The sequence below is a fragment of the Dyella mobilis genome, from assembly GCF_016904945.1.
Classification (GTDB): Bacteria; Pseudomonadota; Gammaproteobacteria; order Xanthomonadales; family Rhodanobacteraceae; genus Dyella_B; species Dyella_B mobilis.
This window is the reverse complement of sequence record NZ_JADIKF010000038.1, coordinates 247,143-262,505: the sequence shown is the minus strand read 5'-3', so window position 1 is coordinate 262,505 and position 15,363 is coordinate 247,143. Positions and strand designations below refer to the sequence as shown.

Here is a 15,363-nt window from a genome sequence, read left to right as displayed (position 1 = left end):
ATCCCCGTTTCGTGAGGAGAATTCCATGAAATGCAGTATCGCCATCGCCACGTCCCTTTTCGCTTGTGCGGCATCCTGGGCAGGTCCGGTTTCCGCCAACAGTGCCATGAAGATGCAGGACACGAGCAGCGCTGCTTCCAGTGCGGCTCTCAATGCCGAAGGACGCCAAAGCCTCGCGCTGTTCCAGAAAATCAAAAGTCTCACCGGTGAGTGGCAGGCACCGCTCGACGGCAACGGCTCCATGGTCAACATCTTCCGGCCGTTCGCCTATGGCACCAAGGTGCTGGCGGAAGAATGGGAGAACGGCAGGCACATTACCTCCACCGTGTTCTATGTAGTGGGCAACGAGCTGCACGCCGATCATTTCTGCGATTACAAGAACGAACCGCGCTATCGCCTGGAGGCCGCACCCAACGATGCCAACGTCATCGATTTCAAATTCGTCTCCGCCACCAACCTGGACAAATATCCGGTGCACTTTCATTCGACCACCTGGCACTTCGTCGACGACAAACATCTGATCCAGGACTGGTACACCGCTGGCGACAAGCAGCCCGTCGCGCCGATACGCATGAGCTTTACCCGCATCAAACTCTCCGTGCGAGAGGATGGCTCCCCCACGGCTTTTTCCGAACAGCAAGTAAAAGAAGGCAGCCTTGGCGGCTAGTCGAGTGCAGTGCAGAGGTGTGGTGCGCGGCGCGTGCGCCGCGCCATTCCTGCAACGTTATTACGTATGATTTGAGAACGATACGCGAACACGCCACTCTCAAAAATCGGGAGTAGAATACGCGCATTCCAGGTCAACCGACCCACCGACATGATTCGCATCTTTCAAGGTCAAGCTCTCCCCGACGCGCGACGAAAGACTGCCACGCCCAAGCGCCCCACCTAGCCGGGACACATCCCCCACTCATCCCAACGCTCGATTCGCCAGCGCTTCGGAAGCCTTTCGCTTCAGCGTGCTGACGTTTCACGCGACACGCGCCTCATGACAGGGCAAACCACCTAAACGGCACTTCGTCGCCCATCCACGTAGGGAATGGTCACCGCGCCATGGCCCAGTGGATAGCCGCGACTCTCGGCGCCGACTCCCATTCCAACCAACCACCGACGTCTTTCGCCAATGCCGGCCGCTGCCGCGCGTTGCGGCCAAGTACGTCCTTTTTCCGAGGTGAACCATCGTCACGACCTGATTCGTTGCACGCATTGCCAACCCTGACCGAGGTCAGGCCATCCGCATCAAGGACAGACATCCATGACCATTCTCATTGCCATAGCCGTAGCAATTGTCGTCATCGTCGCGTTGATCTTTGCATCCAACGTCATCGTCTACATACCCAACGACCGGGTCGGTATCGTCGAGCGGCTGTGGGGTGCGCCGTCGCTGACGCGCGGCCTGATCGCGCTGAGCGGCGAGGTGGGCTATCAGCCGCAGGTGCTGCGCGGCGGCCTGCATTATTTCTTTCCCTTCCAATACCGCGTGCACAAGGCGGACCTGGTGACGATACCGCAGGGTGAAATAGGCTACATCTTCGCCCGCGACGGCCGCGAACTGCTGGATGGCCAGGCGCTCGGCGAGATCGTCGATGCCAACATCGAAGACGTTGCCGCGTTTCTCAAAGCCGGTGGGCAGAAAGGTCCGCAGCGCGCGATCATTCGCGAAGGCACGCATGCGATCAACGTGGCACAGTTCGCCATCATCACGGCTGCGCGCGTGCACGGCTTGCTGTTGTCGGAAGAGGAAAAAGACACCGTCGACCACATGGGCCGCATGCTCGGCGAGCGCAAAGGCTTTGCGCCGGTGGTCGTAGGCGGCACCGCGTCCAAGGTATTGCCCGTGGAGAAGAGCGCTCAGGGCGACGACGATGCCAGCGACGTGCTTGGCGTGGTCACCATCCACGACGGCCCGGTCTTGCCGCCCGATGAAATTGTCGCGCCGCGGGTTGGCGAAGATCCGACCAACCGCGCAACCTTCCACAACAACTTCCAGAACATCAGCGCCTTCCTGCGCGCCGGCGGCCGTCGCGGTCGCCAGCACCAGGTGCTGGTGGAAGGCACGTACTACCTCAATCGCCTGTTTGCCACGGTGGAGTTCATTCGCAAGACGATTGTGCCGGTCGGCAGCGTGGGTGTAGTGGTTTCCTACTATGGCAAAGCGGGCGCCGATCGCTCGGGCGATGGTTACTCACACGGCGAACTGGTCGACAACGGTTGCCGTGGCGTGTGGAAAGAGCCGCTGCTGCCGGGCAAGTACGCCTTCAATACCTATGCGGGCAAGATCCAGCTGGTGCCCACCACCAACTTCATACTGAAGTGGTCCAAAGAGGTCACCAACGCCCACAAGTACGACGAGAACCTGACCGAAGTGGCGCTGATCACCAAGGATGCGTTCGAACCGTTGATGCCTTTGTCGGTCGTGGTGCACATCGATTACCGCAAGGCGCCTCTGGTCGTGCAACGCTTCGGCGACATCAAGCGCCTGGTCGATCAGACGCTCGATCCGATGGTGTCGGCGTATTTCAAAAATACCGGACAGACCAAGACCCTGATCGAATTGTTGCAGGAGCGCTCGGAGATCCAGGAAAAGGCCGGCATCGACATGAAAGGGCGCTTCGAGGCCTACAACCTCGAATTGCAGGAGGTGCTGATCGGCACGCCGCACGGCAATACCGGCGATGCATCCGGCCAGCGCATCGACACCATCCTCAATCAGCTGCGCGATCGCCAGGTGGCGAAAGAGCAGATGGAAACCTACGACCAGCAGCAACAAGCCGCCGACAAGGAGCGCACGCTGCGCGAAGCTCAGGCCAGAACTCAGATCCAGACCGAGCTCACCAAGTCGGAAATTAGCGTCAAGATCAGAACCAACGAGGGCGACGCGGCCATTGCCGCGGCGAGCAAGGAGGCGCAGGTGATCAACATCAATGCGGAAGCCGAGCGCAAGCGCCAGATCGCGGTGGGCGAGGGCAAGGCCGCCGCGACCGAGTCGGTAGGCAAGGCCGAAGCCAACGCCATTCGCGCCAAGGCCGAGGCACTTACCGGCGAAGGTGCGCGCATGCAGCTGATCAACGACCTCGGCCGGCAATTCGCCGATGCGCTGCGTGAAGGCAACATCGCCATCGTTCCGAAGATTGCGCTGGGCGGCAACGATGGCAACGCACTGTCGACGCTGGCGCAGCTCGCCAACGCTTTCATGGCGGACAAACTCGAACTGAAGGAAGGCGCGGAAGATTCGCGTGCTCCCGGCCCGGGAAGCTTGCCTCGCAACGTATGAGCCTGACCTGATCCTGCGCGTGTGATAGCAAAAAAGCTTCGCCCCGTGCCAAACGCGGGGCGGAGCTTGGTCGTATCGATCGGCGAATCCGTCCGGTGCCCGGCTGCGGTCCTGGAAAATCCACAGTTTGGTATTACGCTTCCGCATGCAGCTGGATAACGCATACAGGGGTGAGCCATGGCATGGATGGTCCGTTTGGCGGTGGTGTTGCTGTTGATCGTGAGCGGCGCGTTGCCTCGCGTGGTGCTGGCAGCTGACAGCAACGACTGCGCTTCTCAGTCGCAATTCGCTCCACCCGGCACCTTGCACATCACCAAGGCAAAGATCGCGGGCGCAGCGACCGAGCGGGTCTCGCTCTACGGACAGGTGCCCGCGGCGGGCGCCGATAACACGACATCGGGCTACGTGCTGGGCGGCGATGCCGTCGATCACGTGTACGACTGCGGCGACTACGCCTATGTGCGCTTTCACGGAAAGACGCGCACCACCACCGGATGGGTGTCGAGGAATCGGGTGACCTTGCTGGGCACGCCCTACGTGCCGCTGCCGGAAGGCGCCGAAGCGCTGTGTGCCGGCGTTCAAGACGCGGTCAATGCCAAGCATGCCGCGGGCTGGACCAATCTTGATGTGCTGCCCTCCAGTCAAATCCCGGAAGGCGGATTCAATGTCGATGCGGATCCCGAGTTGAGTCAGGGCAACGGAACCGTCCCCAGCTTCACCCCGTTCGATATCGGTAACCGGCACGTGGCCGCCATCGACTATTCGGATGGCGGTACGTGTCCCTCCGAAAGCATCTATATCTGGTCGGGCGATCTGAAGCGGCGCCTTTCGCCTGCAGATGTCGTCAGCCGTGATCCGGTGCGGCTTCATTACGGTGGTGAGGATTGGGCCATGGACCTGGGCGAGCATATCGTCAGCATCAAGGGCCGGCCGATGATGCTATCCAGCGGCACCGGCGGAGACTTCGAATTGTCCGCCATCGACGAAACCGGCGACATGCAGCTGGTCTGTCACGGACGTGACGTTGCATTGCGCAAGCAGACGGTGATCAGCGGAAGCGATACGGCGCTTTGCGATGCGGTGGCGGCGCACTCGCTGAAGCCGATTGCCATGCAAGCCGTTACGCCAGCGAACGGCAAAGCTCTGCTGCGCACCGATCAGATCAAAGACGTCCCCGGCCATTTCACCCTTTCGCAGACAGGCATGGCCGATCTGGACAATAGCGGCACGAAGCGTCCCGTCGGGATCGTTACTCATCAGTGGGATTTCGGCGGCGGCTGCGGTTCGGACGCGACGCTCCAATTGCCGGTGCTGCTCGATCAAGCGGGCCGTGCCGATCCTTCTGGCAAGACATTCCAGGCCGACTATAAGTCCCTGCTTGGCGAGCCCGGCGATATCCAGTGGGGCTCCAGGACCCGATCGATACGCCTCATCGAGTTCCAGGGCGCCACTTACGTCGAAGTCGTCAATCTGGATCTGACCGACGCAAAGAATGTGGCCGACGCGCCGGTCGAAAGCGTGTGGAAGCTCACCAGGACGGATGCCAAACAGATGTGCACGCTGCAGACACATCACTATGTCGTAAGCACGCCATCGAACCAGGAAAAAGAACTGAGCTACTGAGGCAGGTACGACGAAGGAAATCGTTGTCATCGCGAGATGATCGAGTCGCGTCCACCCGGTTGGCCGTGTCTTGGCGGCGCATGCATGCAGTTAGTCGATAGTCGTCGGCCGAGCGATTAATTTTTGCCGCAATATGCGTGAATTCTTTCTTCACGTCATCGATCCGCGCTTCTTGCGAAGTCCATCACGTTGCGACGTGGCCATAGCGGCCAGACGCACTGGACAACGTTGTCATTTCGCGTCGATACTCGCCGCACTTTAGCGCTCGAAAACGCATTGCACGCAGACACGTGCAGGGATGCGCGATGGCGGCTGTCCCCGCACGGAATTCCAGTACGCACCGGCGCCGCGCCGGTGCGGCGTAGAGGTTGCGAACTCGTCCAAGGGAGACAGTCCATGCATACATCGAAGTTGACGAAGTGGTCCGCGCTTACCTTCAGTTCCTTGAGCGGCGCGATAGGCGCCGTGCTTTCCACCGCCGTGCTGACGGCGGTGCCGGTGCAGGCCGTGCATGCGGAGACCTCGTGCGCAGCGGCGTGGAGCGCCACCGCGATCTACACCGCGGGCGATGTCGCCAGCGAAAGTGGCATCAATTACCAGGCGAACTGGTGGACCCAGGGCAACGACCCGGCCACCAGCAACGGTGGCGCCGGCAGCGGTCAACCGTGGACGTCGCAGGGAGCGTGCGGATCATCGCCGACGCCAACACCGACACCGACCCCTGCGCCCACGCCGACTCCCACTCCCACACCAACGCCGGTTCCCACCCCGACTCCAGCGCCGACCCCAACACCAACGCCCACGCCGTCGCCCGTCATCACCACCGGCACAGTCAACTTCCACCTGCTGCTAGGCGCAGGCTCGGCGCAGGATCAGATCCAGCTGGCGGGCGACAACTACACCGACCTCATCATGTCCAACGTGATCGCCGGCGTGATGTATGGCCATCTGGTGCAGGAATACTATCCGGGCATGCAGTTCGACAAGGACTACCTGTACGGCTCGATCATGGGCCAGCTGCTGCAGGAAAACATTGCTACCGAGTATTACCTCGACAGCAGCGATCTGATTGATCCTTCGCCCGATCAGCAAGCAGTGATGGGTGCCGGGCAGGGTGGCCCGTACCAGATCAACAATTACGCCGTGGACATGGTGTCCGGCTCGTACACACCAGCCGGCCATTCGTTGATCAACTACGTCGCGTTGCAGAAGAACATCGGCTACACCATGGCCAATGCGGCGACGCAATACAGCCAGCCGACGCCGCCTTCGTTCAACAACAAGTATTACGGGCCGATGTTGACGGCCTACTTCCACTACAACGACTTCGTGTCGTTGATCGTCACCGGTACCGGACCCGATGGCTGGGTCACGCCGTGGCAGCCGGCGTACGACAACGCGTTGACCAACTTCAAGAGCTTGCCGAACAACTTCCTCGACGTGCTGTTGAACGTGGCCTACAACCAGGGCTACTACGGCGGCCTGGTCGGCAGCTACAGCACGCTTGGCGCCACCGCGAACGCATCCACGGTTGCATCGGTGAATTCGTACAGCTCGATCTGGGGCAGCAACAACACCTATCAGCAATACCCCTACCAGGTGCACTATTACCTGGATCAGCTCTACGACAATCCGATTCCCACCACCAGCCTGACCACCGTGGTGACGCCGGCCAATCACGTCGCCTTTCCTGTCACGTCGTTGGAAAACGTTTTCTCCAACGTGTTCCAGACGTTGGCCTACGTAAACAACTCCGGCAGCTATGCCTACATCTCCGCGGCACAGGCGCAGACGGCATTCAACACGGCGCTGACGCAGGCGAACGTCGCCACTACCGATACGCTGGACCTGAGCAACGCAGGCGACCGCGCGAAAGTCTTCAGCGTGCTGGAAAATGCCATCGGCAATCTGGAAACCAACCTGGGTACGCAATTCGACGCGACGACCAACTCGCAACTCTGACGCGAACCATCAAACCGCAGCAACCTCTCCCTCCCTTGCGACAGCAAGGGAGGGATAATCTGGCGCCGACTGATCAGGCCCCGTAACGCAACGCATCCACCAGCAACGCAAACGCCGGCGAATGCTGCCGCCGGCTCGGGTAATACAGGTGATAGCCAGGAAACGGCGGGCACCAGTCTTCCAGTACGCGCACCAGCCGGCCGGCCTTGATGTGAGCCAGCACCATGTCTTCCGGAACATAGGCCACGCCGAAACCGTCGAGCGCCGCACTCAACACGTGCGGCGCCGTGCTGAACGCCAGTTGCCCGTGCACCCGGACGTGCACGTCGCGGCCGTGCCGCGCGAACTCCCACGCATACCATCCGCCGTAGGTAGGCAGGCGCAGATTGATGCAACGGTGCTCGGCCAGCTCCTGCGGCTTTTTCGGCCGGCTTCGCTGCGCGAAATAGGCGGGTGCCGCCACCGCCGCCATGCGCATGCGCGGCCCGATCGGCACGGCGATCATGTCCTTTTCGATCTGCTCGCCCATGCGCACGCCGGCATCGAAGCGTTCGGCAACGATGTCCTTCAGGCTATAGCTGACGTCGAACTCCACCTGGATGTCCGGATACTTGCGCAGCAGTGGTCGCAGTTTCGGCCACAGGATGGTGGCCAGCGCGTGCTCACCGGTGGTGATGCGGACGGTACCGGCGGGTTTGTCGCGCAGCGCGCTCAGTGCATCGAGTTCGCGTTCGATCTCATCCAGGCGACCGCCGATGCTGTCAAGCAGGCGCTCGCCCGCGTCGGTAAGCGACACGCTGCGCGTGCTGCGGGTAAGCAGGCGCACGCCCAGCCGCGCTTCCAGGTTGCGGACGGTCTGGCTCAAGGCGGGTTGGCTGACGCCCAGCTCGGCCGCCGCGCGGGTAAAGCTGCGCAAGCGCGCCACGGCGGTGAAAGCGAGCAGGTCGTTGAGATTCCGGCGGGCCATGGCCGCAACCCTATTCATAAATACAGGTTATATGTTTAATCCGATATTTCCGTCTAATCAATAGACGCCGGCGGGTCCAGACTAGCGTCATCCCATCCTCTGGAGCGCGCGCTCATGCACCTCATTCGCGGCGGTACGCAGGCATCGGCCAAAGGGTCGGCCGACTTTTTCACCGGCGATGTACGAGTCGATCCCTACTTCAACGCTCCGGCTCCGGCGCGTGTCGGGTGCGCCAGCGTCACGTTCGAGCCTGGCGCGCGTTCTGCCTGGCACACCCATCCGCTCGGCCAGATTTTGATCGTCACCGCCGGTTGCGGCTGGACGCAATGCGAAGGCGAGCCGGTGCAAGTGATCCGCGCAGGCGACGTGATCTGGTGCCCACCCGGCCATCGCCACTGGCATGGCGCCACCGCCACCACCGCCATGACCCACATCGCCGTGCAGGAATACCTCGACGGCAAGGCCGTGGAATGGATGGAACACGTCACCGACGAACAATATCTGGCCGGAAACGGAGCATCGTGATGAGCAACGAAACGCCCGCCAATGCAGGTCCCTATGCGGATATCGCCCCCGCACTCAACGACTACACCCGCCAGGTGCTGTTCGGCCAGGTGTGGGAGCGCGGCGAACTGCCCAAGCGCGACCGCAGCCTGATCACCGTTGCCACCCTTGTCGCGCTCTACCGCCACAACGAGCTGCCGTTTCATTTGAAGTTTGCGCAGCAGAACGGCGTGACGCGTGAAGAGCTGATCGAGCTGATCACGCACGTTGCGTTCTATGCGGGTTGGCCTTGCGCCAACACCGCCATCGAGGCGGCGCGCAAAGTCTTCGAAGAATCGCCAAGTAGGTTGGGTTAGCGCAGCGTAACCCAACGGCATCGCCGGGTTACGCTACGCTAACCCAGCCTACGTGCTGGGTCGTAACTCAATCGCACGCACGTAGCGTTCTATGCGGGCTAGCCTTGCGCCAACACGGCGATTGAGGTGGCGCGCAAAGTCTTCGAAGAATCGCCAGGTAGGTTGAGTTACCCCGGACTTGATCCGGGGATAACCCAACACAGCCGCACGGTATCGCTGGGTTACGCTGCGCTAACCCAGCCTACGTGCTGGGTCACAACTCAGCCGTACTCACGCCACCCATCGCTGCCACGGACTGCCTACGCCGCACCCAAGCCGGCGAAACGATGCAGCCGCGCTTGAACGCAACGGCGAGCAGCGCCAGCGTAACCAGCGTGCAAAGCGACAGCGCGATCACCGACGCCTCGGCACCGAACGCACCGCCGGTAAGCCAATCGGGTCCCGTACGGGTGGACACCAGCCAACCGTCAGCCGACGTGCCAGATACCGGAATGCCGTACACCGTGCCCTGGCAGAAATTCCACGCGGCATGCACGCCCATGCACAGCGGCAGCGAGCGGGTCACCACATAAAGCAGGCCGAACAGCAGGCCGGCTTCGATGGTGATGGCGAGCGAACTCCACACCGTTGCGCCGGGATTGCTGATGTGCGCCCAGCCAAAGAACAGCGCCGAGACGAACAACGCCGCCCAGCTGCCAAAGCCTTCTTCCAGGATGCGGAACAGCGCACCGCGGAACATGATCTCTTCGCCGATACCGGCGCCAAAGCCCACCATCAGCAGCGCCGTCACCCAATTGGCGCCCGGATTGAAGCTGGTTACGTGGTAGCTGCCCAGCAGCCACATCACCCCGACAACGGCGCTGAACAACACTGTGCCCACCAGCAGTCCGGTCAAGGCGCGGGAAGGCGCGTTGCGCGAGAACAGTTCGGCAGGCCTGCGTCGTTCCACGAAATAGGTCAGCAGCAAATACGCGACCAGCGCCGGCACGATACGTCCAAACAGCTGCCCCAGCCCGGCGCGCAAGGGACCGGCTGTATGTGTCCACCCCAACGCATGCATGGCGTGGGTTATGGCGATGACCCCGGGAATGAACAGCGCAATAAATATCAGCAAGCGCGCTATCGACGAATACAACAACCAGCGCTGCCAAGGCTTCGCCCCGGCGGGAATGGAAAAAGCGACCTTCTGGCCAGAAACAAACATCGATGATCCCCCGTAGATGTGACGGCAGTTTGGTAGCTGCCGGTCGGCATCATACAGTGGCGCAGGTCATTCCCTGCCAGAAGTCATTGTGCGATGAGGTTGCGCGATCGCCTGCAAGCAAGCGCATCGCTGACGATAAACGCCATCCAAACCCTACATGGATGCGCCATGCAACTCATTAGTGTGTCTTTGTCATCGGCGTGCTGCGCTTAACCAGCCCGCCGATGACCCATACAGCGATGTATGGAAAGCGCGGATCGTGAGAGCGGACACTCCCACGACCCGCTAAACCACAAACAACAACATAGGTAGGACTGTTGCTCATGGCCTCTAAGGATCATACGGCACGCGTGCCGCATTTGGTTTGCAACGAACCAAAATCTAAATCCACCTCATCGAACGACGGCAAGCCCCCCACGCGGGGTTCGGATGAGGAAAGTCGTCAAGCCCAGGTTGCCCAAGTCGCCGACATCGCGGTAGCCGTCGCGGTGCTCGAAGGCATGCGCGATTCGCATCGTGCCTTCGTGAAACGTGGCGCATGTGGCGCGAAAAGCGGACTGCTGCCATTGAATCCCGTGCAGCTCGCCGGCCTGACGACCGCCTTGAACTTCCTGCATCACTACGTCAATGCGCTCGCACCGGAGCAGGGTGGATAGATAAACCACCCGTGTCCGTGTGATGCAGCCATTTGGCGCATTGAGTGAGAGCAGTGCGTCGTTTTCGGCACGCTGAGCAGGAACAGCGTGCCGTTTTTTTTCGCCCTCACCTTCACTCCTCCCTGACCCTGCCGCGTGTAGCGTTCCGCGCGATCCCGGGCCACGCCCGCACCGTTGCAGTATCCGCACCATCATGCATAGGGAGGTTTGTGATGAAACGCATTCTGTATTTGGCCATACCGATCGCGGCGAGCGCAGCGCCATGCGCCGCACCGGCCCAGTCCGCCGCGCACCAAGCGGTGATCAGCGAATACGCGACACCCACCCAGGCCAGTTCTCCGCAGGGCGTGGATATCGCCCGCGACGGCAGCGTGTGGTACTCCGAAACCGCAGCGGGGAAAATCGCCGTGCTGCATCCGGATAAAACCTCCAGGGAATTCCCGCTGCCCAACGGCGGCCAGCCGTTCATCCTCAAAGCGGGTGCAGACGGCATCTGGTTTACCGACAGCGCCACCAAGGCCATCGGCCATCTCGATCCGAAAAGCGGCAAGGTGGTGGAATACGCCATTCCCTCCGGCGCATCGCCGTTCTTTATCCAGATCGCAGCCGACGGCAGCAAATGGTTTTCCGAAACCGCCGGTGTTGGGCGTCTCTCGCCGGGTGGCACGATCACCGAGTGGTCCGTCACGCTGGAGCACGACGACGACAACATCGAGCAGCTGAGCCTGGATCCGTTCGGCAACGTCTGGTTCGCCGAGCGCAATTTCGACGGCGGCGGCGCGGCGGGTACCAACGACGTGCGCCGCCTCAATCCGCGCACCAATGTCATCAGCACGTACCAGGTGCCGACCTTTGGCGGCAATCCCGCTGGCGTGCTGGCGAACGCCGATGGCACCGTGTGGGTGTCGGAGTATTACGCCAACGCCATCGCCTTGCTCATCCCCGCACTGGCCGCACACAGCGATGCAGTGGCCGTGCCGAACCGGCTGCCATCCAGCCCGCAGGTGGCATCGATATCACCCGCCGTCAGCGGACCCGCGCAAGGCACCGACACACCGGTCAGCCCCAGCGCGAATACTGCCCAGCCATCGCGCAGCCAGGGATGGACCGAGTACCCCATCCCGACCGCCGATGCCGAGGCCGAAGACATGCGCGTGGATCGCCGCGGGCAGCTCTGGTTCGAGGAGGACAAAGGGCTGCTCGGCCGCCTGGACCCCTGGACCGCGCGCTTCACCGAATACGCCATTCCCTCGCCCGACAGCGGCTACTACAACATCGTGCTCGACCGGAAAACCGATCGGCTGTGGTTTACCGAAGCCGGAGTGTTTGCGCCGGTGAGCACCAAGATCGGTTACCTGGACGCCCGCCATTAATGACGCAACGCGGACTCGCTGTCGCGGCAGGTTTTCGCTTGGATGCCGTATGTAGTCCTAACCCTACAAAGCATCGGGGTCGCCCCTGATTTCCCGACGTGGACATCAGGCGCAATCTAGCCAAGCCGGGGGCCAAACCTCTGTGCTTCCGGTGTAACCCCCTTTGAGCTTCACGCCCCCAACAAAGTGAAGCTCGTGGCCCCCGCAAGGGGGCCTTTCTATGTCGGGCGCGCGCCGACCGGTTCGCCGCCGAGCAGGACCGAATCCGTGCGCTTGAATCCGGCCCCATCGTCTCGTTCGTCATCGCGATGGCGCTTTACGGCGATCGAAAATTCGCACGGCCTTGCCGCGCTGGGCGAGCCGCCAACCGCCTGCTAGGCTTGCGTCCTGCCGCAATGGCACACAGGGAGTTAGGGGAATGGGGATGGTTCGCGTTGGTTGCGTGGTTGTCGGTTGCTTGCTTGCCGGCCAGGCTTGGGCGAGTAGTACCTGCCAGGTAAAAGACTTCGGTACGTTGTCGGTGGAAATGATTGGCGGCCAGGCCGTCACCGCGGTGAAGATCAACGGACAGGACGCGCGCCTCCTGGTCGATACCGGCGCATTCTTCAGCAGCATGTCCAAAGCCAACGCGCAATCGCTGGGGCTCAAGCTGCGGGCTGCGCCTTTCGGCTTTCGCATCGGCGGCATTGGCGGTTCTACGAGTGCGCAGATCGGGATAGCGCAGCAATTCACCATCCTCAATACGACACTCAAGGACATCGAGTTTATCGTCGGCGGCACGGATATCGGCTATGGCTTGCTCGGCGCCAACCTGCTCGATATCGCCGACCTGGAACTCGATCTTGCCGACGGCAAAGTCACTTTGTTCAAGCCGGAGCATTGCGATAAATGGGCCATGGCGTACTGGACGAAAACCGGTTACCAGGTGGCCAACACCGAAGACTCCTATAATCAAAACGACCGGCGCACCTTCGTCGACGTGATGGTCAACGGCAAGAAAGTGCGAGCGCTGATCGATTCGGGAGCGCACGCCACGATGCTAAGCCGCGACGCGGCCGAGCGCGCCGGTCTCGACCTCAACGCACCGGGTGTGAAGGTGAGCGGCACCTACGGCATTGGCTCCAAAGTGGTCAAGACGTGGATCGTGCACGTGGATGCGTTTTCGGTCGGCACGGAAACCATCCACAACAGCGAGATGGAGGTGTTGGATGGGAGCTTCACCAACATCGGCACCGACATGCTGCTCGGCGCGGATTTTCTGCTCGCCCATCGCGTATTCATCGCCAACAGCCAGCACAAAATGTATTTCACCTACAACGGCGGACGCGTATTCGCTGGTGCCCAGGCGCCGAGCGACACCGGCAAAGCCGATGCGGCAACGGGCGCAGACGGTGATGATACCAAGCCCAGGACCGCGAGCGATTACGACCTGGCTGGCGAAGCGCACCTGTCTCGCGGGGAGCCGAAGGAAGCCATTGCCGATCTAAACGAAGCGATTCGCATGGCGCCCGATCAGCCTGCCTACTACGTTGCCCGCTCAAGGGCGCTTGGTGCCGACAGGCAGTTCGATGCGGCACTTGCCGATCTGAACAAGGCGTTGAGCCTGGACCCGAAGAACGTCGATGCGTTGCTGGCGCGTGCGCAATGGCGAGTCCGGCACAAGGATCCGGCCGGCGCGGCCATCGATCTGACCACCGCCAGCAGCTTGGTGCCGCCCGACTCGAGGCAGTCGCTGATCATTGCCGACGTGTACATCGAACTGGGCCAGCCCGATGCGGCGATCCCCTTGCTCGATGCCTGGATTCACACGCACGGCAACGACGCCATGCTGGGCATCGCGCTCAATGCGCGCTGCTGGGCGCGCGGCCAGCTCAACCAGCAGCTCGACGATGCGCTCAGCGACTGCCGCAAGGCGATCAAGCGCGATGGCGAAAAGCCGGCCTATCTCGACAGCCTCGGCTTGGTGCAATTGCGTCTGGGGCACTACGACGATGCGATCAAGGCCTACCAGCAGGGGTTGGCAGTGAATCCGCATTTGGCCTGGTCGCGCTACGGCCTTGGCCTGGCCGAAGTGCGCAATGGCCAGGCGGACGCAGGCCATGCCGACATGGCTGCCGCTCGCGCGATCAATCCGCGAATCCAGATCATGGCTGCCAAATTCGGTTTGACCGAAAGCGGACATTGAGCGTGTTCGAGTACCGGTGAATCCAGGCTGGATTCACCGGAGTAACCCTTTGCAAGGATCTGCTGATGAAAATGTTGAAATCGTTCCTGGTGTCGTTCGCCATAGGTTTTGCGGTGATTTGGCTGCTGACGCTGGTGGAGTCTTTCTTTCACGAACGTGCGTTCAGACCGTTCGTGGCCGCGGGTATCGCCGCCGGCCTCGCGCTGGCGCAGGTCATTCGCGAAGAGAAGAAGTTGTCCACGGAACGCGCGGCGATTTTGAGTGGTGTGCTGGTGGGTCTTGGTTACGTGTTGGGTACCTGGTTGACGCACTGATGATTCGCGCCAAGACAGCATCGTGGTTGCTGTTCTTTCCGTTGGCTGCGCTACTAGGTTGTGTCGGCGTGTGGCTGGCCGGCTCGTCGCTCATCCGTCCAGCACAAAATGCCGTCGGTGCACCACCAGCGGACCTTCCCGTCGAGACCATCGTTTTTCCGGATGCCGCAGGCCAGCCCATCCACGGCTGGTTTGTCGCGGGCGAAAAAGGCCAAGGTGCGGCGCTGCTGCTCCACGGCGTGCGTGCAGATCGGCGCGCCATGATCGACCGTGCCAGATTCCTGCACGAAGCGGGTTATGCGGTACTGCTGATCGACTTTCAGGCAGCGGGGGAAAGCCCCGGAACGGCGATCACCTTCGGCTATCGCGAAGCGGCAGACGTCAAGGCATCGCTGCGCTATCTCCATCAACGGCTTCCCGGCGAGCGCGTGGGCATCATCGGCACATCGATGGGCGGCGCCGCCACGATACTGGCCGAACCCGACGTCGATGCAAACGCGGTGATACTGGAACAGGTCTATCCCACCATCCGACAGGCAACCGAAGACAGGCTGGCCATCCACCTGGGGCCCATCGGACCGTGGTTCGCTCCGCTCCTGCTGGCGACCTTGCATGCTCATCTGGGCATCGATGCGCAACAGCTGCGCCCCATCGACCACATCGGCCGTCTATCCATGCCCAAGCTGCTGATCGTGGGCGACCGCGATCGAGACACGACCATCGCCGAATCGCGCGCCATGTTCAGCGCGGCGGCGGAGCCCAAGCAGCTATGGGTGGTGCACGGTGCCAGGCACGTTGATTTGTACCGGTATGTCGGAGCCGATTATCGGGCGAGGGTGCTCGGGTTTTTTGGAGCTTGGTTGCGTAACCCATGAACTGAAGATGGCAAAACGGGGCGTAGCTCAACCCAGCCTTGCTTTGGAAACCTTCAATGGAGCGCACGAC

At 61.6% G+C, this 15,363-nt stretch carries 13 protein-coding genes; 11 read left to right on the top strand and 2 right to left on the bottom strand.

Annotated features, from left to right (window positions below):
• Nucleotides 1-25 precede the first annotated feature (25 nt).
• The 4 genes from ISS99_RS08850 to ISS99_RS08835 all read left to right on the top strand — a co-directional run bounded on the left by ISS99_RS08850 (nucleotide 26) and on the right by ISS99_RS08835 (nucleotide 6,859).
• Nucleotides 26-667, top strand: a complete 642-nt coding sequence (locus tag ISS99_RS08850) for a hypothetical protein (protein WP_204631249.1) — start codon at nucleotides 26-28, stop codon at nucleotides 665-667.
• 588 nt (nucleotides 668-1,255) lie between these two features.
• Nucleotides 1,256-3,274, top strand: a complete 2,019-nt coding sequence (locus ISS99_RS08845; RefSeq protein WP_204631248.1) for an SPFH domain-containing protein — start codon at nucleotides 1,256-1,258, stop codon at nucleotides 3,272-3,274.
• A 177-nt stretch (nucleotides 3,275-3,451) separates the two neighbouring features.
• Nucleotides 3,452-4,897, top strand: coding sequence for a hypothetical protein (locus ISS99_RS08840; protein WP_204631247.1), 1,446 nt, complete (start codon nucleotides 3,452-3,454; stop codon nucleotides 4,895-4,897).
• Nucleotides 4,898-5,293: 396 nt separating this feature from the next.
• The gene (locus tag ISS99_RS08835; RefSeq protein ID WP_204631246.1) at nucleotides 5,294-6,859 is read left to right on the top strand and encodes a carbohydrate-binding protein; all 1,566 of its coding nucleotides are present in this window, start codon (nucleotides 5,294-5,296) and stop codon (nucleotides 6,857-6,859) included.
• Nucleotides 6,860-6,932: 73 nt separating this feature from the next.
• Here ISS99_RS08835 and ISS99_RS08830 read toward each other — a convergent pair whose 3' ends face one another.
• Nucleotides 6,933-7,826 (bottom strand): LysR family transcriptional regulator, encoded by an 894-nt coding sequence (locus tag ISS99_RS08830; protein WP_204631245.1) that lies wholly within the window; start codon nucleotides 7,824-7,826, stop codon nucleotides 6,933-6,935.
• Between the two features lie 114 nt (nucleotides 7,827-7,940).
• On the opposite strand from ISS99_RS08830, the gene ISS99_RS08825 reads away from it, so the two are divergent.
• Both ISS99_RS08825 and ISS99_RS08820 read left to right on the top strand, forming a co-directional pair.
• A complete protein-coding gene (locus ISS99_RS08825) occupies nucleotides 7,941-8,351 on the top strand; it encodes a (R)-mandelonitrile lyase (protein WP_204631244.1) in 411 nt (136 codons plus the stop codon).
• Nucleotides 8,351-8,686, top strand: coding sequence for a carboxymuconolactone decarboxylase family protein (locus ISS99_RS08820; protein ID WP_204631243.1), 336 nt, complete (start codon nucleotides 8,351-8,353; stop codon nucleotides 8,684-8,686). Before ISS99_RS08825 ends, ISS99_RS08820 begins: the two co-directional genes overlap by 1 nt.
• A gap of 253 nt (nucleotides 8,687-8,939) precedes the next feature.
• Here ISS99_RS08820 and ISS99_RS08815 read toward each other — a convergent pair whose 3' ends face one another.
• Nucleotides 8,940-9,890: a CPBP family intramembrane glutamic endopeptidase gene (locus ISS99_RS08815; RefSeq protein WP_204631242.1), complete on the bottom strand. Its 951-nt coding sequence runs from the start codon at nucleotides 9,888-9,890 to the stop codon at nucleotides 8,940-8,942.
• A gap of 323 nt (nucleotides 9,891-10,213) precedes the next feature.
• Here ISS99_RS08815 and ISS99_RS08810 point away from each other — a divergent pair, with 323 nt between their 5' ends.
• The 5 genes from ISS99_RS08810 (at nucleotide 10,214) to ISS99_RS08790 (ending at nucleotide 15,293) form a co-directional block, all read left to right on the top strand.
• Nucleotides 10,214-10,546, top strand: coding sequence for a hypothetical protein (locus ISS99_RS08810; protein WP_204631241.1), 333 nt, complete (start codon nucleotides 10,214-10,216; stop codon nucleotides 10,544-10,546).
• 212 nt (nucleotides 10,547-10,758) lie between these two features.
• Nucleotides 10,759-11,919 carry a Vgb family protein gene (locus ISS99_RS08805; RefSeq protein WP_204631240.1) on the top strand — a complete coding sequence of 387 codons (1,161 nt, stop codon included), beginning with the start codon at nucleotides 10,759-10,761 and terminating at the stop codon, nucleotides 11,917-11,919.
• Nucleotides 11,920-12,343: 424 nt separating this feature from the next.
• Nucleotides 12,344-14,104 carry an aspartyl protease family protein gene (locus tag ISS99_RS08800; protein WP_204631239.1) on the top strand — a complete coding sequence of 587 codons (1,761 nt, stop codon included), beginning with the start codon at nucleotides 12,344-12,346 and terminating at the stop codon, nucleotides 14,102-14,104.
• 65 nt (nucleotides 14,105-14,169) lie between these two features.
• On the top strand, nucleotides 14,170-14,418 hold the full coding sequence (locus ISS99_RS08795) for a hypothetical protein (RefSeq protein WP_204631238.1): 249 nt from the start codon (nucleotides 14,170-14,172) through the stop codon (nucleotides 14,416-14,418).
• On the top strand, nucleotides 14,418-15,293 hold the full coding sequence (locus ISS99_RS08790; RefSeq protein WP_204631237.1) for an alpha/beta hydrolase: 876 nt from the start codon (nucleotides 14,418-14,420) through the stop codon (nucleotides 15,291-15,293). The genes ISS99_RS08795 and ISS99_RS08790 overlap by 1 nt, the downstream gene beginning before the upstream one ends.
• The last annotated feature ends 70 nt before the right edge of the window (nucleotides 15,294-15,363 follow it).